Origin of the sequence: Kosakonia sp. CCTCC M2018092 (assembly GCF_003864115.1) — a bacterium.
GTDB classification, from domain to species: domain Bacteria; phylum Pseudomonadota; class Gammaproteobacteria; order Enterobacterales; family Enterobacteriaceae; genus Kosakonia; species Kosakonia cowanii.
The window spans coordinates 1,821,413-1,846,899 of record NZ_CP034225.1 but is presented as its reverse complement, the minus strand read 5'-3'; the positions used below and the strand labels follow the sequence as shown (position 1 = coordinate 1,846,899).

The 25,487-nt window shown below is 55.6% G+C and carries 28 protein-coding genes; 20 read left to right on the top strand and 8 right to left on the bottom strand.

Going from position 1 to position 25,487, the window contains the following annotated elements:
* Positions 1-38: 38 nt before the first annotated feature.
* The 5 genes from EH164_RS08725 to EH164_RS08705 form a co-directional block, all read right to left on the bottom strand.
* Positions 39-3,689 (bottom strand): glycosyltransferase, encoded by a 3,651-nt coding sequence (locus tag EH164_RS08725; protein WP_124967951.1) that lies wholly within the window; start codon positions 3,687-3,689, stop codon positions 39-41.
* A gap of 193 nt (positions 3,690-3,882) precedes the next feature.
* Positions 3,883-4,788 carry a flagellin gene (locus EH164_RS08720; RefSeq protein ID WP_124967950.1) on the bottom strand — a complete coding sequence of 302 codons (906 nt, stop codon included), beginning with the start codon at positions 4,786-4,788 and terminating at the stop codon, positions 3,883-3,885.
* Between the two features lie 199 nt (positions 4,789-4,987).
* Positions 4,988-5,893: a flagellin gene (locus EH164_RS08715; protein ID WP_124967949.1), complete on the bottom strand. Its 906-nt coding sequence runs from the start codon at positions 5,891-5,893 to the stop codon at positions 4,988-4,990.
* Between the two features lie 199 nt (positions 5,894-6,092).
* Positions 6,093-6,998 (bottom strand): flagellin, encoded by a 906-nt coding sequence (locus EH164_RS08710; RefSeq protein WP_124967948.1) that lies wholly within the window; start codon positions 6,996-6,998, stop codon positions 6,093-6,095.
* A gap of 182 nt (positions 6,999-7,180) precedes the next feature.
* Complete coding sequence (locus tag EH164_RS08705; protein ID WP_124967947.1) at positions 7,181-8,086, bottom strand: flagellin; 906 nt, start codon at positions 8,084-8,086, stop codon at positions 7,181-7,183.
* Between the two features lie 245 nt (positions 8,087-8,331).
* On the opposite strand from EH164_RS08705, the gene fliD reads away from it, so the two are divergent.
* Genes fliD through fliT form a run of 3 tightly spaced genes read left to right on the top strand, consistent with a single transcriptional unit; the run spans position 8,332 to position 10,537 of the window.
* Positions 8,332-9,744: a flagellar filament capping protein FliD gene (gene fliD / locus EH164_RS08700; RefSeq protein WP_124967946.1), complete on the top strand. Its 1,413-nt coding sequence runs from the start codon at positions 8,332-8,334 to the stop codon at positions 9,742-9,744.
* Positions 9,745-9,767: 23 nt separating this feature from the next.
* Positions 9,768-10,178 carry a flagellar export chaperone FliS gene (fliS, locus tag EH164_RS08695; RefSeq protein WP_023479156.1) on the top strand — a complete coding sequence of 137 codons (411 nt, stop codon included), beginning with the start codon at positions 9,768-9,770 and terminating at the stop codon, positions 10,176-10,178.
* Positions 10,178-10,537 (top strand): flagella biosynthesis regulatory protein FliT, encoded by a 360-nt coding sequence (gene fliT / locus EH164_RS08690; protein ID WP_023479115.1) that lies wholly within the window; start codon positions 10,178-10,180, stop codon positions 10,535-10,537. Before fliS ends, fliT begins: the two co-directional genes overlap by 1 nt.
* Positions 10,538-10,604: 67 nt before the next feature.
* Here fliT and yedD read toward each other — a convergent pair whose 3' ends face one another.
* The gene (gene yedD / locus EH164_RS08685) at positions 10,605-11,015 is read right to left on the bottom strand and encodes a lipoprotein YedD (RefSeq protein WP_124967945.1); all 411 of its coding nucleotides are present in this window, start codon (positions 11,013-11,015) and stop codon (positions 10,605-10,607) included.
* Between the two features lie 205 nt (positions 11,016-11,220).
* On the opposite strand from yedD, the gene yedE reads away from it, so the two are divergent.
* On the top strand, positions 11,221-12,432 hold the full coding sequence (yedE, locus tag EH164_RS08680; RefSeq protein ID WP_124967944.1) for a selenium metabolism membrane protein YedE/FdhT: 1,212 nt from the start codon (positions 11,221-11,223) through the stop codon (positions 12,430-12,432).
* Positions 12,429-12,659, top strand: a complete 231-nt coding sequence (yedF, locus tag EH164_RS08675) for a sulfurtransferase-like selenium metabolism protein YedF (protein WP_034812490.1) — start codon at positions 12,429-12,431, stop codon at positions 12,657-12,659. The genes yedE and yedF overlap by 4 nt, the downstream gene beginning before the upstream one ends.
* Before the next feature lie 91 nt (positions 12,660-12,750).
* On the opposite strand, the gene fliE is transcribed toward yedF, so the two are convergent.
* Positions 12,751-13,062 carry a flagellar hook-basal body complex protein FliE gene (gene fliE / locus EH164_RS08670; protein WP_023479201.1) on the bottom strand — a complete coding sequence of 104 codons (312 nt, stop codon included), beginning with the start codon at positions 13,060-13,062 and terminating at the stop codon, positions 12,751-12,753.
* Between the two features lie 226 nt (positions 13,063-13,288).
* Here fliE and fliF point away from each other — a divergent pair, with 226 nt between their 5' ends.
* The 14 genes from fliF (at position 13,289) to rcsA (ending at position 24,895) form a co-directional block, all read left to right on the top strand.
* A complete protein-coding gene (gene fliF, locus EH164_RS08665) occupies positions 13,289-14,992 on the top strand; it encodes a flagellar basal-body MS-ring/collar protein FliF (RefSeq protein WP_124967943.1) in 1,704 nt (567 codons plus the stop codon).
* Entirely contained in the window at positions 14,982-15,980 is a 999-nt protein-coding gene (gene fliG, locus EH164_RS08660) for a flagellar motor switch protein FliG (RefSeq protein ID WP_023479131.1), read from the top strand. Before fliF ends, fliG begins: the two co-directional genes overlap by 11 nt.
* Positions 15,973-16,695 (top strand): flagellar assembly protein FliH, encoded by a 723-nt coding sequence (gene fliH / locus EH164_RS08655; protein WP_124967942.1) that lies wholly within the window; start codon positions 15,973-15,975, stop codon positions 16,693-16,695. Before fliG ends, fliH begins: the two co-directional genes overlap by 8 nt.
* Positions 16,695-18,065, top strand: a complete 1,371-nt coding sequence (fliI, locus tag EH164_RS08650; protein WP_124967941.1) for a flagellar protein export ATPase FliI — start codon at positions 16,695-16,697, stop codon at positions 18,063-18,065. The genes fliH and fliI overlap by 1 nt, the downstream gene beginning before the upstream one ends.
* 20 nt (positions 18,066-18,085) lie before the next feature.
* On the top strand, positions 18,086-18,529 hold the full coding sequence (gene fliJ, locus EH164_RS08645) for a flagellar export protein FliJ (RefSeq protein ID WP_042712910.1): 444 nt from the start codon (positions 18,086-18,088) through the stop codon (positions 18,527-18,529).
* Positions 18,526-19,806 carry a flagellar hook length control protein FliK gene (gene fliK, locus EH164_RS08640; RefSeq protein ID WP_023479233.1) on the top strand — a complete coding sequence of 427 codons (1,281 nt, stop codon included), beginning with the start codon at positions 18,526-18,528 and terminating at the stop codon, positions 19,804-19,806. Before fliJ ends, fliK begins: the two co-directional genes overlap by 4 nt.
* A gap of 101 nt (positions 19,807-19,907) precedes the next feature.
* The gene (gene fliL, locus EH164_RS08635) at positions 19,908-20,375 is read left to right on the top strand and encodes a flagellar basal body-associated protein FliL (protein ID WP_023479211.1); all 468 of its coding nucleotides are present in this window, start codon (positions 19,908-19,910) and stop codon (positions 20,373-20,375) included.
* 4 nt (positions 20,376-20,379) lie between these two features.
* A complete protein-coding gene (fliM, locus tag EH164_RS08630) occupies positions 20,380-21,384 on the top strand; it encodes a flagellar motor switch protein FliM (protein ID WP_124967940.1) in 1,005 nt (334 codons plus the stop codon).
* On the top strand, positions 21,381-21,797 hold the full coding sequence (gene fliN, locus EH164_RS08625; RefSeq protein ID WP_023479148.1) for a flagellar motor switch protein FliN: 417 nt from the start codon (positions 21,381-21,383) through the stop codon (positions 21,795-21,797). Before fliM ends, fliN begins: the two co-directional genes overlap by 4 nt.
* A 7-nt stretch (positions 21,798-21,804) precedes the next feature.
* Positions 21,805-22,179, top strand: a complete 375-nt coding sequence (fliO, locus tag EH164_RS08620) for a flagellar biosynthetic protein FliO (protein WP_124967939.1) — start codon at positions 21,805-21,807, stop codon at positions 22,177-22,179.
* Positions 22,179-22,916 carry a flagellar type III secretion system pore protein FliP gene (fliP, locus tag EH164_RS08615; RefSeq protein ID WP_023479117.1) on the top strand — a complete coding sequence of 246 codons (738 nt, stop codon included), beginning with the start codon at positions 22,179-22,181 and terminating at the stop codon, positions 22,914-22,916. Before fliO ends, fliP begins: the two co-directional genes overlap by 1 nt.
* Before the next feature lie 8 nt (positions 22,917-22,924).
* The gene (fliQ, locus tag EH164_RS08610) at positions 22,925-23,194 is read left to right on the top strand and encodes a flagellar biosynthesis protein FliQ (RefSeq protein ID WP_023479157.1); all 270 of its coding nucleotides are present in this window, start codon (positions 22,925-22,927) and stop codon (positions 23,192-23,194) included.
* Positions 23,195-23,202: 8 nt separating this feature from the next.
* A complete protein-coding gene (fliR, locus tag EH164_RS08605; protein ID WP_023479183.1) occupies positions 23,203-23,991 on the top strand; it encodes a flagellar biosynthetic protein FliR in 789 nt (262 codons plus the stop codon).
* 280 nt (positions 23,992-24,271) lie between these two features.
* Complete coding sequence (gene rcsA / locus EH164_RS08600; protein WP_023479186.1) at positions 24,272-24,895, top strand: transcriptional regulator RcsA; 624 nt, start codon at positions 24,272-24,274, stop codon at positions 24,893-24,895.
* Positions 24,896-24,938: 43 nt separating this feature from the next.
* Here the strand turns inward: rcsA and dsrB are convergent, their stop codons facing one another.
* On the bottom strand, positions 24,939-25,127 hold the full coding sequence (dsrB, locus tag EH164_RS08595) for a protein DsrB (RefSeq protein ID WP_042718106.1): 189 nt from the start codon (positions 25,125-25,127) through the stop codon (positions 24,939-24,941).
* 128 nt (positions 25,128-25,255) lie between these two features.
* On the opposite strand from dsrB, the gene yodD reads away from it, so the two are divergent.
* Positions 25,256-25,486: a YodD family peroxide/acid resistance protein gene (gene yodD / locus EH164_RS08590; protein ID WP_023479164.1), complete on the top strand. Its 231-nt coding sequence runs from the start codon at positions 25,256-25,258 to the stop codon at positions 25,484-25,486.
* Position 25,487: the final 1 nt, after the last annotated feature.

Sequence of the window (25,487 nt, the reverse complement as noted above, 5' to 3'; positions counted from 1 at the left end):
AGGGAGGCCATCTGGCCTCCCTTTTTACATATTGCACGCTACTTTGCTGTCGGCAACCAGGCGTGACGCCACTCGTCCAGCCCGCTGTCACGTAGATACCAGTGCTGATGCACGGCTTCGCGCAGCGCGTCGCCGTGACGATGGCGTAAATCCGCGTCGTTAATATAGGCCTGCACGGCGTTCATCCACTCTTTAAAGCGGTTTTCCACCAGCGTCACCGGAAGATCACAGCGGTACGGTTCAATATTGGTGGCAATAATCGGCACGCCACAGGTGCCAATCTCCAGCAGGCGCAGATTACTTTTACACTCGTTGAACTGGTTGATTTCCAGCGGCACCAGCGCGAGATCAAGATTGAGACTCGCCAGCTTTTCCGGGTAGAGTTCGAAAGGCACGCCGGGATGAAACTCGCACTGCACATTGCGCGGTTTCATGCCCATAAAGACCCACTCAACCTGCCCTTCAAGCGCCTTGATAAGCGGCAGCAGGATCTCCAGATCGCCGCTGTGCGAACTGCCGCCCGCCCAGCCGACGCGCACCTTTTTCCCCACTCCGCGTTCACTGCGTAAATGCCCCCACTGATGAGGTGCCAGGCGGTTTTGCGCAATACGAATGTCTGAGTGGAAACGGCTGTAAGCCTCCGCCAGCGGCGCGGTCGAGACCACCAGCCAGTCGGCGCTGTCCACCACTTTTCTGAAGCTTTTAATCATTTGCTGTGGGAAATGCTGCCGGTTGCCATTCTTTAACGGTACGTTCAGCAGGTAGTCATCATACTCCAGCACGATTTTCGCAGCGCTGACTTCGCGTAACTGCCTGAAAATATCCGGGAAGCGACTACCGGTAATCAGTTCCAGCAGAATAACGTCCGGCTGTAATTGTGCGGCCTCCATCACACCGGGAATGGTGTTGATCAGTCCGCCCTCCAGCATTAAATGGCGCTCCATCGCTTTAAATGGCTGCATAACACGGTGATGCCCGCCGCCAACCCAGTTAATATGATGCGCCATTACCACCGGCAGCGGCCGCCCCGGCAATGGCGGGTGCAGCCGGGCCATGCTGTCGCTGAGGGTGAAGGCTTTGCCCATCTTTTGCATTAACGGATGGTAAGAGGGTTCTGCCAACAGCCCCTGCTGCCACTCTTTGCGCAGCGTCGCATAATCCTCCAGCAACGGGCGCTCCTGCACGCCGATCTTGCTGCCCAGCAGCCGCGTTGCCCCGCCCATATGTTTAACGCGGGCGTAAGGTGTCCAGACATTGAGATAGCCGAGCTTTTGCGCCCGCAAGCCAAGATCAACGTCGGCAAAATAGAGCGGATACTTCTCCTCGGTAAAGCCATTAAGGGCGTAAAACACCTCTTTACGCACCATCATGCAGGCCGCGCTGACCGCCGCCAGGTTACGCGGCGTTTTCAGGAAGTGGTTAAAACCGCTGCTCTGGCTGTCGGCACCGTCGAAAGCAACTTCAACGCCATGCTGCACGCCGAGGAGATACCCGCCGTGCTGAATACGGCCATCCTGGTACTCAAGCCTGGCGCCAACCAGTGCCACTTCCGGGCGCAGCGTCTGCTCCAGTAAGCTATCAAGCCAGTCGCCGTCGATGATTTCACAATCATTATTGAGGAACACCAGCACATCACCACGCGCCTGCTGGGCCGCAGCATTATTGATCCCGGCGTAGTTAAACGCCGCGTCATAACGCAGAATGCGCACCTGATCGATGCCAAGCCCGGCAAGATCGTTAAGAAAACGACAGGCATCCTCCTCAACGGACTGGTTATCTACGATCAGCACTTCATAGTGCGGGTAACGCGTCTTCTCCATCAGGCTCTCAATGCAGCGCTTAAGCAGAGCAAAGCGATCGCGGGTCGGAATAATAATGGAGATAAGCGGCGTGGCTCCCCAGTGATAGCGAAGACGTTTAATCGCCGGGGCGTTGCCCTCCTCCAGCGAGGCGTTGATACCGAGGCGCTGCAGATGCGCAAGCAGCACCTCGCCACACTCGTCGATCACCGCCGGGTCCGCATACCAGGCTGCCGCTTTTTGCGGGTTCTCCACCAGAACTTCCGCCACGCGTCCCAGCGCCTGCGCCCCCTGCGCTTCAACAAAGCGCCACAGCAGATCGATCATCGCCGCCTGCGGATAGTGTGAATTGAGGCCACCCAACTGTTGCGCCGCTTCACGTGAGAAGAGCAGCACGCGCCCGATATAGGGAAAACCGCGCAGTAAATCAATATTCACTTCCGGGCGCAGCGTCAGCTCTGGATCGTTGCCTTCGCCCTGCGTCATCTCATCGCAGTAGAAGAGCAAAGCGTCAGGCTGATGCAGCGCTTGCCCGACGAAACGCAACAGCGCGTCGTCGCGTAAGGTATACCCCGCAGGGATAAACAGCATCGACCCGGCTTCGCGCGTGGTAAGCAGCGCGTTCACTGCCGCAGGCCAGCCACTCTCTTCGGCAATCACATCAATGCTGAGGGGTGCCAGTGACTGGCTCTCAACCGACGCTCTGGTTTTCGCCGCCTGCGCACCTTCGCCAAGAATAATGACGCCGAGGGTGGCTTTGTGCGGATACGCTGCGGCAAAGGAGAGCAGCGCCTCGCGACGGGCATCGCTGAGCTTACGATCGTCAAACCAGCGGGTAAGAGAGTAATCGCTGGTCTGCTGCTGGGCCAGCACCGCTTTGCTGTGAAAATGCAGGGTGTAGCGCTCTTTATCATCGATCAGCAGCGTCTTCTCTGACAAAGGTTGCGCCAGCAGGCTGTCGAGCTGGGTCTCCAGTGTCCATTTAGTGGCGAAATGCGCCCGCTGAGCCTGGGTCCATTTCAGCGCTTCGGCATAGCCGTTTTGCAGCAGGTCGACCCACTCCTCGGCATCCGGACAGTTGCGCAGCGTGAGCGCGCTAAAATGTTCCGCCTCATGCTGAGCGACGTTATTGTCACCCAGGTAGCCTTCCACATAACCCTGGTTGACCAGAAACAGCGGAATGCCGAGCGCCAGCGCTTTCGCTACACTCTCTTCGTTGCCGATGATGACATCGTACTGCTCCAGCCAGGCGGGCTCGATGCGCTCAACCTGCTGGCTGAGATCGAACCACTCAATCTTGATCCCCGCTTCCCACGCCCGGGACTGAACCTCATACATCTCTGTTGACATCGACGGTGCCATAAAGAGCGCACGGGTAAGTTTTTGCGGCTCACGCGTACGCACATACTGCGCAAAGCGGCGCGGCACGCACCACGGCATGGTTTGAAGCTGGGCCGGATCGATCCCCGTTTGCAATAACATGGCGGAGGTGCGCGGCGAGAGATTGAGCGTCACGGCAGCGAGACGGTTTTCCAGCGCGACACCCCAGGGAATGTAGATGTCATTGTAATCGCTGTAGTGCCGGAAGATCATCGCGCCGCTCAGGCGTCCGGCGCTCAGAGCGTCGAGTAACTTCTCACTGAAAAAGCCGCGGTAGATCCAGATAACCTGGTAATGGCTGGCAGGCTCGCCCTGCTTATCGGTGATAAGCGCGAAGCGGCCTGTTGCCGTCAGACGCGCAATTTCGTGACCCAACGCTTTACCCGCCGTCGGGCAAATGACCTCGACGTGCCAGCCGGATTCGATTAGCGCGTCAGCAATATCAATAAGTTCAGCCGCAGGCTGCGTGAACGCGTCGAAGCTATCAATACTGATTAATATGGTGTGCATCCGTCATCCTCAACCGGTTTTACCTCGTCCCGCTACGGCGGGCGCAAGTGTAGTTATGGTTATTGTGCGGGAATGGCTGCTTTTCGAGGGGGAAATAACGTTATTGAAAAGGGCTTAAATCTGGCGATTGTCTGGCGTGTTGCATAAAAAAAGCGCCGGCAAGCGGCGCTTTTTGTACTGTGTGATCTGCGGATTAACGCAGCAGGGACAGCATGGTCTGCGGAACCTGGTTGGCCTGGGCCAGCACGGAAGAACCGGCCTGCTGCAGGATCTGCGCGCGGGACATGTTCGACACTTCGGTCGCGTAGTCGGAGTCCTGAATACGGCTGCGGGCAGACGACAGGTTGCTCACGGTGTTGTTCAGGTTGGTGATGGTCGATTCAAAACGGTTCTGGGACGCACCCAGCAGGCTGCGCTGGGAGTCAACTGATTTGATCGCCGCATCGATATCCGCCAGCGGAGAGCCGTCGGTGGTGCCGCCGCTGCTTACGGTACCCTGAAGCACATCGAAGCCTTCAGCTGCAGTAGCACGGGCGTTGCCGTTGATGGTCTGGCCGGTAGTCTGTGCAGTGGCGCCGGTGGCGTTGTACAGGTTGTAAGAGTTGGAAGAGCTCAGGCTGATGGAGATCTTTTCGTTGTCTTTAGAACCCACCTGGAAGTCGTAGCTGCTGCTGCCGGTACCGGTGTTCAGCACTTTGATGCCGTTGAAGTCGGTCTGGGTGGTCACGCGGTTCACTTCTTCCATACGCTGGTTAACTTCAGCCTGGATGGAGTCGATGTCGGACGCGGAGTTGGAGCTGTTCTGTGCCTGAACGGTCAGGTCACGGATACGCTGCAGGTTGTTGTTGATTTCGCCCAGCGCGCCTTCAGCGGTCTGTGCCAGGGAGATACCGTCGTTGGCGTTACGCGCTGCAACACCCAGACCATTGATGTTAGAGGTGAAACGGTTTGCGATCGCCTGACCAGCAGCATCATCTTTTGCACTGTTGATACGCAGACCGGAAGAGAGACGCTCAATAGCGGTGCCCAGAGAAGACTGTGATTTAGTCAGGTTGTTCTGGGTCGTGAGCGACAGGGTGTTAGTATTGATAACAGCCATGATAGTTATCCTTCAGTGAGAAATTTATATTCCGGTAAGCGCCATCGGCTTCATCACCGTCATAATTGTTATCGACGACTCCGGCGAACTCTTTAGTCTTTTTTATGTTTTTTGAACAAATTCCGCCGAAAAAAGAAGCAGCGCAGAAAATAAAAAAGCGCCGGCAAGCGGCGCTTTTTTGTACTGTGTGATCTGCGGATTAACGCAGCAGGGACAGCATGGTCTGCGGAACCTGGTTGGCCTGGGCCAGCACGGAAGAACCGGCCTGCTGCAGGATCTGCGCGCGGGACATGTTCGACACTTCGGTCGCGTAGTCGGAGTCCTGAATACGGCTGCGGGCAGACGACAGGTTGCTCACGGTGTTGTTCAGGTTGGTGATGGTGGATTCAAAACGGTTCTGGGATGCACCCAGCAGGCTGCGCTGGGAGTCAACCGATTTGATCGCCGCATCGATATCTGCCAGCGGAGAGCCGTTGGTAGCGCCGCCGCTGCTTACGGTACCCTGAAGCACATCGAAGCCTTCAGCTGCGGTGCTACGGGCGTTGCCGTTGATGGTCTGGCCGGTAGTCTGTGCAGTGGCGCCGGTGGCGTTGTACAGGTTGTAAGAGTTGGAAGAGCTCAGGCTGATGGAGATCTTTTCGTTGTCTTTAGAACCCACCTGGAAGTCGTAGCTGCTGCTGCCGGTACCGGTGTTCAGCACTTTGATGCCGTTGAAGTCAGTCTGGGTGGTCACGCGGTTCACTTCTTCCATACGCTGGTTAACTTCAGCCTGGATGGAGTCGATGTCGGACGCGGAGTTGGAGCTGTTCTGTGCCTGAACGGTCAGGTCACGGATACGCTGTAAGTTGTTGTTGATTTCGCCCAGCGCGCCTTCAGCGGTCTGTGCCAGGGAGATACCGTCGTTGGCGTTACGCGCTGCAACACCCAGACCATTGATGTTAGAGGTGAAACGGTTTGCGATCGCCTGACCAGCAGCATCATCTTTTGCACTGTTGATACGCAGACCGGAAGAGAGACGCTCAATAGCGGTGCCCAGAGAAGACTGTGATTTAGTCAGGTTGTTCTGGGTCGTGAGCGACAGGGTGTTAGTATTGATAACAGCCATGATAGTTATCCTTCAGTGAGAAATTTATATTCCGGTAAGCGCCATCGGCTTCATCACCGTCATAATTGTTATCGACGACTCCGGCGAACTCTTTAGTCTTTTTTATGTTTTTTGAACAAATTCCGCCGAAAAAAGAAGCAGCGCAGAAAATAAAAAAGCGCCGGCAAGCGGCGCTTTTTTGTACTGTGCGATCTGCGGATTAACGCAGCAGGGACAGCATGGTCTGCGGAACCTGGTTGGCCTGGGCCAGCACGGAAGAACCGGCCTGCTGCAGGATCTGCGCGCGGGACATGTTCGACACTTCGGTCGCATAATCGGAGTCCTGAATACGGCTGCGGGCAGACGACAGGTTGCTCACGGTGTTGTTCAGGTTGGTGATGGTCGATTCAAAACGGTTCTGGGACGCACCCAGCAGGCTGCGCTGGGAGTCAACTGATTTGATCGCCGCATCGATATCTGCCAGCGGAGAGCCGTTGGTAGCGCCGCCGCTGCTTACGGTACCCTGAAGCACATCGAAGCCTTCAGCTGCGGTGCTACGGGCATTACCGTTGATGGTCTGGCCGGTAGTCTGTGCAGTGGCGCCGGTGGCGTTGTACAGGTTGTAAGAGTTGGAAGAGCTCAGGCTGATAGAGATAGTTTCGTTATCTTTCGCGCCAACCTGGAAGCTGTAGCTGCTGCTGCCGGTACCGGTGTTCAGCACTTTGATGCCGTTGAAGTCGGTCTGGGTGGTCACGCGGTTCACTTCTTCCATACGCTGGTTAACTTCAGCCTGGATGGAATCGATGTCGGACGCGGAGTTGGAGCTGTTCTGTGCCTGAACGGTCAGGTCACGGATACGCTGTAAGTTGTTGTTGATTTCGCCCAGCGCGCCTTCAGCGGTCTGTGCCAGGGAGATACCGTCGTTGGCGTTACGCGCTGCAACACCCAGGCCATTGATGTTGGAGGTGAAACGGTTAGCAATTGCCTGACCAGCAGCATCATCTTTTGCACTGTTGATACGCAGACCGGAAGAGAGACGCTCAATAGCGGTGCCCAGAGAAGACTGTGATTTAGTCAGGTTGTTCTGGGTCGTCAGCGACAGGGTGTTAGTATTAATAACAGCCATGATAGTTATCCTTAAGTAAGAAATTTATATTCCGGTAAGCGCCAGCGGCTTCATCACCGTCCAAGTAGTTATCGACGGACCTTGCGAACTCTTTAGTTCTTTTTACTTCTTTTTATCTTTTATTTTTCAGACAAATAAAAAGCGCCGACAAGCGGCGCTTTTTTGTACTGCGTAAGCGGTGATTAACGCAGCAGGGAGAGCATGGTCTGCGGAACCTGGTTGGCCTGGGCCAGCACGGAAGAACCGGCCTGCTGCAGGATCTGCGCGCGGGACATGTTCGACACTTCGGTCGCGTAGTCGGAGTCCTGAATACGGCTGCGGGCAGACGACAGGTTGCTCACGGTGTTGTTCAGGTTGGTGATGGTCGATTCAAAACGGTTCTGGGACGCACCCAGCAGGCTGCGCTGGGAGTCAACTGATTTGATCGCCGCATCGATATCCGCCAGCGGAGAGCCGTTGGTAACGCCGCCGCTGCTTACGGTACCCTGAAGCACATCGAAGCCTTCGGCTGCGGTGCTACGGGCATTACCGTTGATGGTCTGGCCGGTAGTCTGTGCAGTGGCGCCGGTGGCGTTGTACAGGTTGTAGGCGTTAGAGGAGCTCAGGCTGATAGAGATAGTTTCGTTATCTTTCGCGCCAACCTGGAAGCTGTAGCTGCTGGTGCCGGTACCGGTGTTCAGCACTTTGATGCCGTTGAAGTCGGTCTGGGTGGTCACGCGGTTGATCTCTTCCATACGCTGGTTAACTTCAGCCTGGATGGAGTCGACATCGGACGCGGAGTTAGAGCTGTTCTGTGCCTGAACGGTCAGATCACGGATACGCTGTAAGTTGTTGTTGATTTCGCCCAGCGCGCCTTCAGCGGTCTGTGCCAGGGAGATACCGTCGTTGGCGTTACGCGCTGCGACGGACAGGCCATTGATATTGGAAGTAAAGCGGTTGGCGATAGCCTGGCCCGCGGCATCATCTTTCGCACTGTTGATACGCAGACCGGAAGACAGGCGCTCAATAGCGGTGCCCAGAGAAGACTGAGATTTAGTCAGGTTGTTCTGAGTCATCAGCGACAGGGTGTTAGTATTAATAACAGCCATGATGTATTTCCTTCATAAAAAAAAGTTATCAGATTCAGGCATCTGCCTACGGCTTTCTCACCGTTAACCAGATTATCGACCGGACGAAAACAACCTTTAGAAAAAAAGATCATTTTTTTAAAGCGACAAACTGCCCCTGATTCACCCTCTTTATTTCGCCATTGCTTTAAAAAAAAGCTTCTAATCTTTTCACCATCGCTGCCGATACTCTCCACAGTGATTGTCTAAAACTGAAGGATGATGAAATGGCAACTATTAGTTCACTCGGCGCAGGCACCAGCCTGGATCTCAATACGTTGTATGACAATTTGCAGACGGCAGAGCAGACCAAGTTGACGCCTATTACGGCTCAGCAGTCCTCTTATAAAGCCAAGCTAACTGCCTGGGGCGTGGTGCAAACCTCCCTCAACAAACTGCAAACGGCGGCGGACGCACTGAAAAACACCTCGGCGATCGCAGGGACGAAAGTGTCGAGCACCAATACCGCGTTTACCGCCACGCTTTCCAATAGCGCGTCGGCGGGAACGTACTCTATTGAAGTGAGCGCGCTGGCGGCGTCGCAGTCGCTGCTGAGCCCGAAAGTGGCCAGTAAAGATACCGATTTAGGCGACCAGAGCCTGGATTCGCGCACAATTACCATCACGCAGCCGGGACAGAAAACCCCGATGACCGTGACGCTGGATAAAGATAAGACCAGCCTTGCGGATATGCGCGATGCGATTAACGCCAAACAGGGCAGCGTTACCGCCAGTATCATCAAAGCGGACGATAACAGTTACTACCTGTCGCTGACCTCGCGCGACAGCGGCACCACCAACCAGATGACCATCACCACCAATGATGCGGAGCTGGCGAAATACGTTAGTTATGATTCATCGAACACCGGCAGTGCCAGCAATGTAATGACGCAGCAGGTGGCGGCTAACGATGCAAAAGTCAAAATCAACGGCATCGATATCACCCGTAGCAGCAACACCATCACCGATGCGCCGGAAGGCGTGACGCTGACGCTGAACAAGCTGACTACCGGCACGCCGGAAACCCTGTCGGTGACGAAAGATAACGCACCGATGACCGCAGCGATTCAGGCGTATGTTGATGCGTATAACTCACTGCAAACCACCATTGGTAACCAGACCAAATATACCGCGGTGGATCAGGGCAGTGACAAACAGAGCAACTCGAACGGCGATCTGCTGGGTGACGGTACGCTGCGTAACATTCAGACGCGCCTGCGCTCTCAGCTCTCTGCATCACAGTCTGGTAACGATAGTTTTGCCGTGCTGTCGCAGCTGGGTATTACCCAGGATGTGAGCGGTAAACTGACCGTAGATAGCACCAAGCTTGAAAAAGCGTTGAATGAAAAATCCGCCGATGTGGTGACCTTCCTCTCCGGCGATGGCAAAACAACGGGCTTTGCTACCCAGGCCAGCAATCTGCTGAAAGATATCCTGGGCAGTAACGGCAGCATCCAGAATGCGACCGACGGTATTAACAAAACCCTGAAGCGCCTGGATACACAATATAAGGCGGTCAGTGACCAGATTACGGCCACTATGGCGCGCTACAAAACGCAGTTCACCAGTTTGAGCCAGTTAGTCTCCTCCATGACATCGACAGGGAACTATCTGACCCAACAGTTTAATGCAATGAGTTAATAAACCATTAGTTGAGGTTGGACATGTATACGAAATCGGGAATTCAGGCTTATGCTCAGGTCGGCGTCGAAAGCGCCGTGATGAGCGCGAGCCCGCATCAACTCGTGGTATTGCTTTTTGATGGCGCGCTAAGCGCCATGAAAAAAGCCGCGATCCTGATTGAGCAGGGAGATATCCCCGGTAAAGGACAGGCGCTTACAAAGGCAATTAATATCATTAACAACGGTTTGCGTGCAGGTCTCGACCATGAAGTCGGTGGCGAACTTACGGCAAACCTGGACAGTCTTTATGACTACATGACACGACGTCTTTTACAGGCAAATCTCCATAATGACCTCGCCGCTATTGATGAAGTCACCCTGTTGCTGAGCAATATTGCTGATGCCTGGAAAGAGATTGGCCCCACTCATCAAAACGCGCGGGACACTTACTAATGGAAGCAAATCTCGGGTTGCTCCACCACTATCAGCAACTGTTGGCCACCAGCCGTACCATGCTCAACCTTGCTAAGGAAGGGCGTTGGGACGAACTTATCAGCTACGAACTGGGGTACGTTACCTCGGTTGAGAAGTTGACGCAGTTCCAGGACTCGAGCGAAGCAGCGCCTCATGTGCAGGCGCAAATTCGTCCGATGCTTAAGCAAATCCTGGATAATGAAGTGTTATTGAAAACATTGTTAAACCAGCGAATGGACGAGCTGAGGACATTGGTTGGTCAAACTTCCCGACAACATAACCTGAATTCGACATATGGACGTCTTTCCGGAAATATTCTCTTCCCCAATGAGATGTAAATCTCATTAGCGGCGGGTGCTGTGGTTTCCCCCCTCACCCGCCACGCTTTCCTCTTTTCAGCACGATCTAGCGTTTAATATCCAGACCCGCTTTCTCCAGCGCCTGTTGGCACTCGACGGTCGGTTTATCGGTACGCGACAGCGTCAGGCCATCAAACTCCAGCGTATTGCCTTCCTGATTTAAACGGTAAACGTCCAGCTTCTGCGTAACGTTATAGAAAGTACCGCCATCCAGCATCAGTTTGCCGGGAACCGCAATCACGCGCTGCCACTGGCGGCAGTCGAGAGTATCGCCCTGCGGCGTCACAATCAGGCTGGCGATCGCCTCCGGGCTGACCAGGCTGCTCTGCGGCCCCGTCGATTGCCAGTAACCCGCTAATCCTGCGGGCGCCGGGTGTTTCACCACCGCCTGATAGTTATCCACCTGCACGCAGCCGCTCAGCAGCAGCATCGCGCCGAGAATCATACGCTTTTTCATTCTTCATCCTGCTCGTGAAAAAAAGCGATTGTGGCATTAAAGGCCGCGCCTCGCCACCCTTTCGCCGCGAGAGAACAACTTTGATCTGCGCCAGGTTTTTGCCCTATTGTGCAGCGTTTCAGGCGCGAAGACGTGTATCATCCCGCTTCTTTTGTACGACTTTTCTGTACGTCCCCATACCTTCTGAGTTCAGAGGCTTTTTACTATGTCATGGCAACACTTCAAAGACCGCTTCCTTATTAAGTTCTGGTCTCCTGTTCCGGCGGTGATTGCGGCCGGTATTCTTTCTACCTACTATTTCGGCATTACCGGCACCTTCTGGGCGGTGACTGGCGAGTTTACTCGCTGGGGCGGTCAGTTATTGCAACTGGCCGGTGTGCACACCGAAGAGTGGGGCTACTTCAAAATTATCCACCTCGAGGGCACGCCGCTGACGCGCATCGACGGCATGATGATTATCGGCATGTTCGGCGGCTGTTTTGCCGCTGCGCTGTGGGCTAATAATGTGAAACTGCGGATGCCGCAGAACCGCATCCGTATCGCGCAGGCGATTGTCGGCGGCATTATTGCCGGGTTTGGCGCGCGCCTGGCGATGGGCTGTAACCTTGCGGCCTTCTTTACCGGGATCCCGCAGTTCTCTCTGCACGCCTGGTTTTTCGCCATCGCCACGGCGATTGGCTCCTGGTTCGGCGCACGCTTTACCCTGCTGCCGCTGTTCCGTATTCCGGTGAAGATGCAGAAAGTCTCTGCCGCCTCGCCGCTCACCCAGAAGCCGGATCAGGCGAAGCGCCGTTTTCGTCTCGGTATGCTGGTGTTTATTGGCATGCTCGGCTGGGCGCTGTTAACGGCGATGAATCAGCCGAAGCTGGGGCTGGCGATGTTGTTCGGCGTCGGTTTTGGTCTGCTGATTGAACGGGCGCAAATCTGCTTTACCTCGGCATTCCGCGATATGTGGATCACCGGGCGCACGATGATGGCGAAGGCGATCATCTTTGGCATGGCGGCGAGCGCCATCGGCATTTTCAGCTATGTGCAGCTGGGGCTGGAAGCGAAAATCATGTGGGCCGGCCCCAATGCGGTGCTCGGCGGTCTGCTGTTCGGTTTTGGTATTGTGCTGGCGGGCGGGTGTGAAACGGGCTGGATGTACCGCGCCGTCGAAGGCCAGGTGCACTACTGGTGGGTCGGGCTGGGTAACGTAATCGGCTCAACCATTCTTGCGTATTTCTGGGACGATCTCGCACCGACGCTTGCCACCAGCTGGGACAAAATCAACCTGCTTAACACCTTCGGGCCGCTCGGCGGTCTGCTGGTCACCTATCTTCTGTTACTGGCTGCGTTTCTCTTTGTGGTCGGCTGGGAGAAACAGTTCTTCCGCCGCCAGAAACCTGCCGCCAACCCTGCTAAGGAGCCTGCATGAGCATTGTGCCTGATTACCGTCTCGATATGAGCGGCGAACCCTGCCCCTACCCGGCGGTCGCCACCCTTGAAGCGATGCCGCAGCTGAAAAAAGGGGAAATTCTCGAAGTGGTGAGTGATTGCCCGCAGTCGATTAACAACATTCCGCTCGATGCGCGCAACCACGGCTACACGGTGCTGGATATCCAGCAGGATGGGCCAACCATCCGTTACCTGATCCAGAAGTAGCCCACTTTTGCGCCGCAGCCCGCGGCGCAAGCAATAAAAAAACCAGGCGGGAGTGCTCCGGCCTGGTTTTTTTTATCTCTGCGGCTGTGAACTACAGCTGCATATTCATGATGTCCTGGTAAGCAGAAACCAGTTTGTTACGCACCTGGATGCCCATTTGCAGCGAGATCGAAGATTTCTGCAAATCGGTCATCACGTCATTCAGCGCCACGCCCGGCTCACCAAGCGTAAATTTCTCCGCCTGTACACGTGCGGCGTTCTGCGTGTCGCTGATGCGATCCAGCGCCGCGTGCAGTTGCCCGGCGAAGCTGATAGACGGTTCGCTCTCCACGCTCTGAGCACGCGCAATACCTGCAGTTGCCTGCAGCTGACTGACAACGCTCTCAATGCCCTGTATAGCCATTGTTATTCCCCGGATGGATTGATACCTGACAAGGCTAACAGTTTGTCAATGAGATGATGGCGGTAAATAGCGTCAAAAAACCAGGTTATTTGAGGCATAGAAAAATCCATTTCATCAAATAATGACATCGCCATCTTAATGGTCATTTGTCGAGTTTGCCGACCCGGGAGTCCGTTTTGTTTCTCAACTCACATAACAACATCCACCCAGAGTCACGAGGTGCACAATGAGTGCGACTGCAACAACTGCACCGCAGAATAAATCTCTTGAGTGGCTCAACCGCTTACGCGCGAACCCAAAAATTCCGTTGATGGTGGCCGCTGCAGCAGCCTGCGCCATTATTGTCGCTATGGTGCTGTGGGCGAAATCGCCGGATTACCGCACCCTTTATAGCAACCTGTCCGATCAGGACGGCGGTGCCATCGTTACGCAGTTAACGCAGATGAATATCCCCTACCGCTTTGCTGACGGCAGCGGCGCGATTGAAGTGCCTGCTGACAAGGTGCACGAGCTGCGCCTGCGTCTCGCCCAGCAAGGTCTGCCGAAAGGCGGCGCGGCGGGTTTTGAACTGCTGGATCAAGAAAAGTTCGGCATCAGCCAGTTCAGCGAGCAGGTTAATTACCAGCGCGCGCTGGAAGGCGAACTGGCCCGCACTATCGAAACCCTCGGTCCGGTGAAAGGCGCGCGTATTCACCTGGCGATGCCAAAACCGTCGCTGTTCGTGCGTGAGCAGAAATCCCCTTCCGCGTCGGTCACCGTCAATTTACAACCGGGCCGTGCGCTGGATGATGGTCAGATCAGCGCTATCGTGCACCTGGTCTCCAGCGCCGTTGCTGGCCTGCCGCCGGGCAACGTGACCGTTGTCGATCAGAGCGGTCGCCTGCTGACGCAGTCTGGCGTTGCCGGTCGCGATCTGAATGACGCGCAGCTGAAATACACCGCCGATGTCGAAAGCCGTGTGCAGCGTCGTATCGAAGCGATCCTCGGCCCTATTGTCGGTAACGGTAACGTTCACGCTCAGGTAACTGCCCAACTGGATTTCGCCAGCAAAGAGCAGACTGAAGAGCAGTACGCGCCGAACGGCGGTGACCCGGCACAAGCGGTGCTGCGTTCACGCCAGGTTAACAGCAGTGAGCAGATTGGTGGTCAGTATCCGGGCGGCGTGCCTGGCGCGCTCTCCAACCAGCCGGCTCCGGCTAACTCTGCGCCGATTACTACGCCGCAGAATGGTCAGAACGGTCAGCAGAATGCGCAGGGCCAGCAGCAGGGTCAGCAGACGACCTCGACCAATACCGCAGCAAGCGGCCCGCGTAACACGACGCATAATGAAACGAACAACTATGAAGTCGATCGCACCATTCGTCACACCAAGATGAATGTTGGCGATGTGCAGCGCCTCTCCGTTGCCGTGGTGGTGAACTACCGCACGCTGGCCGATGGCAAAACTGCCGCACTGACCGCCGATCAGCTGAAACAGATTGAAGATTTGACCCGCGAAGCGATGGGTTATACCGAGAAACGCGGTGACACGCTGAACGTCGTGAACTCACCGTTCAACATGACCGATGATGTCGGTGGTGAGCTTCCGTTCTGGCAACAGCAGTCGTTTATCGACCAGCTGATGACCGCAGGTCGCTGGTTACTGGTACTGATTGTCGCCTTCATCCTGTGGCGTAAAGCGGTCCGTCCGCAGCTGGTTCGCCGCCAGGAAGAAGCGAAAGCGGTGCAGGAAGCAGCACAAGCGCGCAATGAAATTGAAGAGTCCGTGGAAGTACGTCTCAGCAAAGATGAGCAACAGCAGCAGCGCCGCAGTAATCAGCGTCTGAGCGCCGAGGTCATGAGCCAGCGTATTCGCGAAATGTCAGATAACGATCCGCGCGTCGTGGCGCTGGTCATTCGCCAGTGGATGAGTAACGAACATGAGCAATAATCTTACCGGAACGGACAAGAGCGTCATTCTGCTGATGACCATTGGTGAAGATCGCGCGGCTGAGGTGTTCAAGCACCTCTCCGCCCGCGAAGTCCAGCACTTAAGTACCGCAATGGCCAGCGTGCGTCAGATCTCTAACAAACAGCTGATGGACGTATTACAGGAGTTTGAGAACGAAGCGGAACAGTTCGCGGCGCTGAACGTCAACGCCAACGACTACCTGCGCTCCGTCCTGGTAAAAGCGCTCGGCGAAGAGCGCGCCTCCAGCCTGCTGGAAGATATTCTCGAAACGCGCGATACCACCAGCGGCATCGAAACGCTCAACTTTATGGAGCCGCAGAGTGCCGCCGACCTTATCCGCGACGAGCACCCGCAGATTATCGCCACCATCCTTGTGCACCTCAAACGGTCGCAGGCGGCGGATATTCTTGCCCTGTTTGATGAGCGTATGCGTCACGATGTGATGCTGCGTATCGCCACCTTCGGCGGCGTACAGCCTGCCGCGCTGGCGGAGCTGACCGAAGTGCTGAACAACCTGCTCGACGGCCAGAACCTCAAGCGCAGCAAAATGGGCGGCGTGAGAACCGCAGCGGAAATCATCAACCTGATGAAGACGCAGCAGGAAGAAGCGGTTATTACCGCAGTACGCGAATTCGACGGCGAACTGGCACAGAAGATCATCGACGAGATGTTCCTGTTCGAAAACCTGGTGGATGTCGACGACCGCTCTATCCAGCGCCTGCTGCAGGAAGTGGATTCCGAATCGCTGCTTATCGCCCTCAAAGGCGCCGAGCCGCCGTTGCGCGAGAAGTTCCTGCGCAACATGTCGCAGCGTGCGGCAGATATCCTGCGCGACGACCTGGCCAACCGCGGTCCGGTTCGCCTCTCGCAGGTGGAAAACGAACAGAAAGCTATCCTGCTCATCGTTCGCCGTCTGGCGGAAACCGGCGAGATGGTAATTGGCAGCGGCGAGGATACCTATGTCTAATGAATTGCCGTGGAAACGCTGGACGCCAGATGATCTGGCGTTCCCGCAGGCAGCTGAATTCGCTCCCCTGCTGAAGCAGGAAAAAACTGCCTCGCTCTATGAGAGTGAGGAGACAGAGCAGGACGAACTGAGCGCCGAGCAGCTGCAACAGCAGCAGCTGGCGCAGATCCAGATGCAGGCGCACGAAAGCGGCTACAACGCCGGTCTCGCCGAAGGACGCAAAGCGGGTTATGACGCGGCGTTTCAGGAAGGGCTTGCCCAGGGTATGGAGCAGGGTCTGAACCAGGCTCGTCAACAGCAGGCCCCGATCCACGCCCGCATGCAGCAGCTGGTGAGTGAATTCCAGTACACGCTTGATGCCCTCGATAGCGTGATCGCCTCCCGCCTGATGCAGATGGCGCTGGAAGCCGCGCGCCAGGTGCTCGGCCATGCGCCGGTGGTGGATAACAGCGCACTCATCAAACAGATCCAACTACTATTACAGCAGGAGCCGCTGTTTAGCGGCAAACCGCAGCTGCGCGTCCACCCGGACGATTTGCAGCGCGTTGAAGAGATGCTTGGCGCAACGCTCAGCCTGCACGGCTGGCGTCTGCGCGGCGACCCGACCCTGCATCAGGGCGGCTGCAAAGTCTCCGCCGATGAGGGCGATTTAGATGCCAGCGTCGCCACACGCTGGCAGGAACTGTGCCGTCTGGCGGCACCCGGAGTCGTGTAATGACCGCACGTTTAACCCGCTGGCTGACCACGCTGGATAATTTCGAACACAAAATGACGCAGCTCCCGTCGGTGCGTCGTTACGGTCGGCTGACCCGCGCCACCGGTCTGGTGCTGGAAGCAACCGGGTTACAGCTGCCGCTCGGCGCAACGTGCATTATTGAGCGTCAGGATGGTCTGGAGACCCGTGAAGTCGAGAGCGAAGTGGTCGGCTTTAACGGCCAGCGCCTGTTTCTGATGCCGTTAGAAGAAGTGGAAGGCATTCTGCCCGGCGCGCGTGTTTATGCCCGCAGCGCATTTGGCGATGGTTTACAAAGCAGCAAACAGCTGCCGCTCGGCCCTGCCCTGCTCGGCCGCGTGCTCGACGGTGCCGGCAAACCTCTCGACAGCCTGCCCGCACCTGATACCGGTGAAACCGGTGCGCTGATCACGCAACCTTTTAACCCCCTGCAACGTACCCCGATTGAACATGTGCTTGATACCGGCGTGCGCGCCATCAATGCGCTGTTAACGGTCGGGCGCGGACAGCGTATGGGTCTGTTCGCCGGTTCCGGCGTCGGTAAGAGCGTGCTGTTAGGCATGATGGCCCGTTACACCCAGGCAGACGTGATTGTCGTCGGCCTTATTGGTGAACGTGGCCGTGAAGTAAAAGACTTTATTGAGAACATCCTCGGCGCTGAAGGCCGTGCGCGTTCAGTCGTGATCGCCGCGCCTGCGGATGTCTCTCCTTTATTACGTATGCAGGGTGCGGCATACGCCACGCGTATTGCGGAAGACTTCCGCGATCGCGGCCAGCACGTGTTGCTAATCATGGACTCTCTGACCCGTTATGCGATGGCGCAGCGTGAGATCGCGCTGGCGATTGGCGAGCCGCCGGCGACCAAAGGCTACCCGCCTTCGGTATTTGCCAAACTGCCGGCGCTGGTAGAGCGCGCGGGTAATGGTATTCACGGCGGCGGTTCCATCACCGCGTTTTACACCGTGCTTACCGAAGGGGATGACCAGCAGGATCCGATCGCCGACTCGGCGCGCGCCATCCTCGATGGCCACATTGTGTTATCCCGCCGACTGGCGGAAGCCGGACACTATCCGGCGATTGATATCGAAGCGTCCATCAGCCGTGCGATGACCGCTTTGATCTCTGAGCAACATTACGCGCGCGTGCGCAACTTTAAGCAGTTGTTGTCAAGCTTCCAGCGTAACCGCGATCTGGTGAGCGTCGGCGCTTACGCGCGCGGCAGCGATCCGATGCTGGATAAAGCCATTTCACTGTGGCCGCAGCTGGAAGCGTTTCTGCAACAGGGCATTTTCGAACGTGCCGGGTGGGAAGATTCAATGCAGGCTTTAGAGCTTATCTTCCCGGGTGTCTGAGGTAGTGGAGAGCTGACTTTATGACGCAAAACAGCGCATTAACGACGCTAAAGGATCTGGCGGAAAAAGAGGTCGACGACGCCGCACTGAAACTGGGTGAGATGCGACGCGCCTGCCAGCAGGCTGAAGAGCAGTTAAAAATGCTGATCGATTATCAGCACGAATATCGCAACAGCCTGAACAACACCATGAGCCAGGGGATCGATAACCAGCGCTGGCAGAACTACCAGCAGTTTATTCAGACGCTGGAGAAAGCCATTGAACAACATCGTCTGCAGCTGAAGCACTGGAACGAAAAAGTCGATTTCGCGCTCGGCTGCTGGCGAGAGAAGAAACAGCGTTTACAAGCCTGGCAAACCCTGCAGGATCGTCAGAGCGCCGCGGCGTTGCTGGCGGAAAACCGTCTTGATCAGAAAAAAATGGATGAGTTTGCACAACGAGCGTCATCGAGGAAAACAGAATGATCACTCTGCCAAAACTGGTAGTTACTCAAACCGACGATGTCGCAACCGGCGCATCAGCGGGTAAAGCAGGCGCTGATGGCGCACAAGATTTTCTCGGTCTGCTGACCGGTGCGCTTTCGGGTATGCAAAATCCAGGCAGCGATGCCCCGGTGACGCTGGCCGATCTGCAGGCGGCCGCCCTGAGCGGTAAATTGCCAAAAGGTGCCCTCAACGCGACCGGCGTGGCGGCGGCAGGCGCTGACGCACGCGCGCAAACCCCGGCGCAGAAGCTGGCGGATCTGCTCGCGCGCCAGGATGCAAAAGCGGAGATCGTTGCCAGCGCTCAGAGCGATGAAGAGATTGCGAAACTCTTCTCCGGCCTGACGCCCGCGGCGAAAACCGATGTGCTCGCCGCGTTAAGCAAAACGGCGAAAGCCAGCGATGTTAAAGCCGACAGCGACACGCCGAATGAAGATTTAGCCGGACTGAGCGCCCTGATGGCGATGCTGCCGCATCAACAAGCAGCTCAGCTCAGCACAGAGGCAAAACCGACGGCTGTGACCACCGCCATTGATGCGGGCGCAAGCGCGAAAACCGCCCTTGCAGGCCGCACGCTGAGCGACGCCGTGGATAGCGATCAGCCGCGCGGCAACGGGAAAACCGATACCGCAGCAAACGGCGTACCGTTTAAAGCGGCGGATGACGGCCAGCAAAATGCGCCGATCGCCTCGACCTTCACCGTTAAACGCGAGCACGAAACCGCAGCGCTGCAAACTACCAACACCACCGCCAGCATGGCACCGGTGTCGAGCGCCGTCAGCGGCGCACAGGCCAGCGCCCCGGTGGCCGCTTCGGTTATCAGCGCCCCGCTGGGCAGCCACGAGTGGCAGCAGAATATTAGCCAGCACGTTACGCTCTTTACCCGCCAGGGCCAGCAGAGCGCCGAGCTGCATCTGCATCCGGAAGATCTGGGCCAGGTGCAGATCTCGATTAAGCTTGAAGATAACCAGGCGCAGCTGCAGATGGTTTCCGCCCACAGCCATGTGCGTCAGGCGCTGGAAGCGGCGCTGCCGATGCTGCGGACCTCCCTTGCGGAGAACGGTATCCAGCTGGGTCAGAGCTATATCAGTAGCGAAAGCTTTGCAGGCCAGCAACAGCAGGCCTCTCAGCAGCAACAGCAGCCTTCCCGCACCGGTAACAATGGCGCGTTTGGCGGCGAAGAAGATGAAGCTATCGTTGCACCTGCAAGCCTGCAATCCGCCGCCCGCGGTACTGGCGCAGTCGATATCTTCGCCTAAACGCCAGAGGTAGCATGATTATCCCCGTCTTTTCCACCCTTTGACCGGAGCAGGACACGGGATAATCATCGCATAAGCTGTTAACAGGAAGCCCGTATCAGATGACTGACTCCGCTATCACAAAAAAACGCAAGCGCTCTATCTGGATCCCGCTGCTGGTTTTAATCACACTCGCGGCATGCGCCGCAGCTGGCTATAGTTACTGGCGTATGCAGCAAAAACCTGCGGCTGATGCCAAGGTAGAAGCGCCACCGCCGCCGGCACCGGTCTTTTTCGCACTCGACACCTTCACGGTGAACCTGGGCGATGCCGATCGCGTGCTGTATGTCGGCATTACGCTGCGTCTGAAAGATGACGCCACGCGTGCACGACTGAGCGAATATCTGCCGGAAATACGTAGCCGCTTGCTGATGCTCTTCTCACGTCAGGATGCCGCGCAACTTGCGACCAACGAAGGCAAGCAGAACCTTGCTAACGCGATTAAAGAGACAATCGCAACGCCACTAGTGCCAGGACAACCGAAGCAGGAAGTCACTGACGTTCTTTATACAGCTTTCATTTTGCGGTAAAGACATGGGCGATAGTATTCTTTCTCAGGCAGAAATCGATGCGCTACTCAACGGCGACAGCGATAGCAGCGATGATCCGAAACCGGGTAAAGTGGGCGATAGCGATATTCGCCCCTATGACCCGAATACCCAGCGCCGCGTCGTTCGTGAACGTCTGCAGGCGCTGGAGATCATCAACGAACGTTTCGCGCGTCAGTTCCGTATGGGGTTGTTCAACCTGCTGCGTCGTAGCCCGGACATCACCGTCGGCGCGATCCGCATTCAGCCCTATCATGAGTTTGCGCGTAACTTACCCGTACCGACTAACCTTAACTTGATCCACTTAAAGCCCCTGCGCGGTACCGGCCTGTTTGTTTTCTCGCCGAGCCTGGTGTTTATCGCAGTGGATAACTTGTTTGGTGGCGACGGGCGTTTTCCGACTAAGGTAGAAGGCCGCGAATTTACGCATACCGAACAGCGCGTGATCAACCGCATGCTGAAGCTGGCGCTTGAAGGCTATAGCGACGCGTGGAAAGCGATTCACCCGCTGGATGTTGAGTATGTGCGTTCTGAGATGCAGGTGAAGTTTACCAACATCACCACGTCGCCCAACGATATTGTTGTGAATACGCCGTTCCATGTTGAGATCGGTAACCTGACAGGTGAGTTTAATATCTGTCTGCCGTTCAGCATGATTGAACCGCTGCGCGAAACGCTGGTAAACCCGCCGCTGGAGAACTCACGCAATGAGGACCAGAACTGGCGTGACAACCTGGTGCGTCAGGTTCAGCACTCTGAGCTAAATTTGATTGCCAATTTCGCCGACATTCCCCTGCGCCTGTCGCAGATACTTAAGCTCAAACCCGGCGATGTGCTGCCGATTGATAAACCCGATCGCATTATCGCTCATGTGGACGGCGTACCGGTGCTTACCAGCCAGTACGGCACGGTCAACGGACAATATGCGTTACGTGTAGAGCACTTGATAAACCCGATTTTGAATTCGCTGAATGAGGAACAGCCCAAATGAGTGATATGAACAATCCGTCCGATGACAACAACGGAGCACTGGACGATCTGTGGGCTGACGCGTTGAACGAACAAAAGAACCCGCCGGCAACCAAGAGCGCGGCCGATGCCGTGTTCCAGCAGCTGGGCGGTGGCGAAGTGGGCGGCAATCTGCAGGATATCGATCTGATTATGGATATCCCGGTGAAGCTGACCGTCGAACTGGGCCGTACCCGGATGACCATCAAAGAGCTGCTGCGCCTGACGCAGGGTTCGGTGGTTGCCCTTGACGGTCTGGCGGGCGAGCCGCTGGATATCCTGATTAACGGTTATTTGATTGCACAGGGTGAAGTGGTGGTGGTCGCCGATAAATATGGCGTGCGCATTACCGATATCATCACCCCGTCCGAGCGTATGCGTCGTTTGAGCCGCTGAGGCACGTATGAAGACACAGGCCACGGTTTCGCAACCGTCCGCCGTTTCCGGTTCGCCACTGATCCAGGTGAGTGGCGCACTGTTTGGCATCATCGCCGTGATTTTACTCGCGGCGTGGCTGGCCAAACGCTTCGGCTTTGGCGGCAAGACCGCCAGCAGCCGGGGGTTAAAAGTCACCGCCAGCGCCGCGGTCGGCACGCGTGAACGCGTGGTGATCGTCGATGTTGAAGATGCACGTCTGGTTCTGGGCGTAACGCCCACCCACATCAATTTGTTGCACAAACTTCCTCCCGCCCCCGTCGACAGTGACACTGTGAACGAGAAAAACGTCGATTTTCAGGCCGTGATGAAGAATCTGCTTAAGCGTTCCGGGAGATCGTGATGCGCCGTTTGTTATCTATCGCCGCCGCCGGGTTGTGGCTGGCGGCGCCTGCCGCGTTTGCCCAATTGCCGGGCCTGATCAGCCAGCCGATGGCGGGTGGCGGTCAATCCTGGTCGCTGCCGGTGCAGACGCTGGTGTTTATCACCTCGCTCACCTTCCTGCCCGCCATTCTGCTGATGATGACCAGTTTTACCCGCATCATCATCGTGTTTGGCCTGCTTCGTAACGCCCTCGGCACGCCCTCCGCGCCGCCGAACCAGGTGCTGCTCGGGCTGGCGCTGTTTCTGACCTTTTTTATTATGTCGCCGGTGATCGATAAGATTTACGCCGACGCCTATCAGCCGTTCAGCGAGAACAAAATCTCCGTGGATGTCGCGCTGGAGCGTGGCGCTCAGCCGCTGCGCGAGTTTATGCTGCGCCAGACCCGTCAGGCTGACCTGGCGCTCTTCGCTCGTCTCGCTAACAGCGCGCCGATCGAAGGCCCGGAAGCGGTACCGATGCGTATTCTGCTCCCGGCGTACGTGACCAGCGAGCTGAAGACCGCGTTCCAGATTGGCTTTACCATCTTTATTCCGTTTTTGATTATCGACCTGGTGATCGCAAGCGTGCTGATGGCGCTCGGGATGATGATGGTGCCGCCTGCGACCATTGCGCTGCCGTTTAAATTAATGCTGTTTGTACTGGTGGATGGCTGGCAGTTGCTGGTCGGCTCGCTGGCGCAAAGCTTTTACAGTTAGGAGCGGCAATGACACCCGAATCGGTCATGATGATGGGCACCGAGGCGATGAAAGTCGCCCTTGCCCTCGCCTCTCCGCTGCTGCTGATTGCGCTGATTACCGGTCTGGTGATCAGCATTTTGCAGGCGGCAACGCAGATCAACGAAATGACCCTGTCGTTTATTCCGAAGATCATCGCCGTGTTTGTCACCATCGTAGTAGCCGGGCCGTGGATGCTGAATCTGCTGCTTGATTACATGCGTACCCTGTTCAACAACATTCCTTACATCATCGGGTAAACCGGCCTATGTTGAACGTCACCAGCGACCAGTGGCTGCACTGGATCAGTATGTACTTCTGGCCGCTGCTGCGCGTAATGGCGCTGATCATGACCGCGCCGATCCTGAGCGAATCGCGCATTCCCCGCCGGATTAAAGTCGGGCTGGGGATTCTGATCACCATTGTTATTGCCCCGACGCTGCCGGACACGCCCGATATCGGTATCTTTGCGCCCGCCGCACTGTGGGTAGGAATGCAACAGATTCTGATCGGCATTGCGCTCGGCTTCACCATGCAGTTCGCCTTTGCCACCATCCGTCTCGCCGGTGAGCTGATTGGCCTGCAAATGGGGCTGTCATTCGCGACCTTTGTTGACCCGACAAGCCACTTAAACATGCCGGTGCTGGCGCGCATTCTCGATATGCTGGCGCTGCTGCTGTTTATGACTTTTAACGGCCATCTGTGGCTGATTTCGATGCTGGTCGACACCTTTCACACCCTGCCGATCGGCGGTAACCCGGTCAACAGCAATGCGTATCTGGCGCTGACGCGCGCGGCAGGAATGATTTTTATCAACGGCTTAATGCTGGCGCTGCCGATTATTACCCTGTTACTGACCATCAACCTCTCCCTTGGTTTGCTGAACCGTATGGCACCGCAGCTGTCGGTGTTTGTTATCGGTTTCCCTGTCACATTGAGCGTCGGTATTCTGCTTATCTCGGCAATGATGCCGCTGATTGCTCCCTTCTGCGAACGCCTCTTCAGTGAGATCTTCGATCTGCTGGCGGATATCGTGAGCGAGCTGCCGCAGAGATAGTACCCCTCCGCTTTACAGTGTCATCCTGAGGATAATCCTAAAGTGAAATTTTAAAAACAGCCACCAGGATAACCCTGACGCGGCTTATTTGTTTTTAGCATTCTCACAGAACGCAACATTTACTTTACTTTAAGATGATTCCTGGCAAATTATACGTAACTTTACGGGATAGTGGATTCGCCTGAGGTCTTCCCATGCACTTCAGTAATATATTCCTGTATGGCTTCTGAAGCTTCTGGCGGGTGGTGAATTATCGTTACGCATTGAGTGAGGGTATGCCATGTCAACGATTATTATGGATTTATGCAGTTATACCCGGTTGGGATTAACAGGGTATCTGACAAGCCGGGGAGTAAAAAAACGAGATATCAACGACGTGCAATCTGTTGATGAACTCGAATTAGCTTGCGCCACATTTCAACCTTCCGTGGTGTTTATTAATGAAGACTGCTTTATTCATGATCCAGACAGCAGTCAGCATATAAAGCAGGTCATTAATCAGCATCCCCGTACACTGTTTATCGTGTTTATGGCCATCGCCAATATCCATTTTGATGAGTACCTGTTAGTCCGTAAGAACTTGTTAATTAGCTCAAAATCGATAAAACCTGAGTCTCTGGACAATATTTTAGGCGATTATTTGAGCAAAGAGAAAAAAAGTATCGGTACTATTAATCTGCCAACGCTTTCACTGAGCCGGACAGAATCCAGCATGTTAAAAATGTGGATGTCAGGACAAGATACTATTCAAATATCCGATCAGATGAATATTAAAGCGAAAACGGTATCGTCACATAAAGGAAATATTAAAAGGAAAATTAAAACGCACAATAAACAAGTCATCTATCATGTAGTGCGGCTAACAGATAATGTTACTAACGGTATATTTGTGAATATGCGGTAAGACAAAATTCTTATATCTACCCTCCGCAATGGAGGGCGATAAATTATTCAGCCAGCTCGACAAATACTCCATCAGGGTGATCTTTTTCATTAAAGAACCAGATACCGAGCGGGTAATCTTCAAGGGCAACCAGGTACATTGTACCTTCATTGAATGCTTCAACAGCCAGCACAACACCCGGACGGCGTGGACCTCCGTCCGTTTTGACCGTAACCCGATCGTTAACCTTCATAATCACTCCTCCAGTCATATTTACGCCAGTGTAGATCAAAATGCGCAGGCTGACAGCGTCATGCCATAAGCGTGACCTTTTTTCTGGCGTCTATACTTAAGCTCAGCACGCAACCATGAGGTGATAGCATGAAAACGGTGAGAGAGTACGACGAGACGGCCAAGCGTGACGTGCAGGTTGATATCGATGCACTACTGGCGGCCATTAATGAGATCAGCGAAAGCGAAGTCCGCCGCATTGATGACGATGAAGGGCAGCGCGTAAGCGTCGACGGGCGTGAGTATCATACGTGGCGGGAACTGGCGGAGGCCTTTGAGCTGGATGTGCATGACTTCAGCATTACGGAAGCGAACCGCTAAA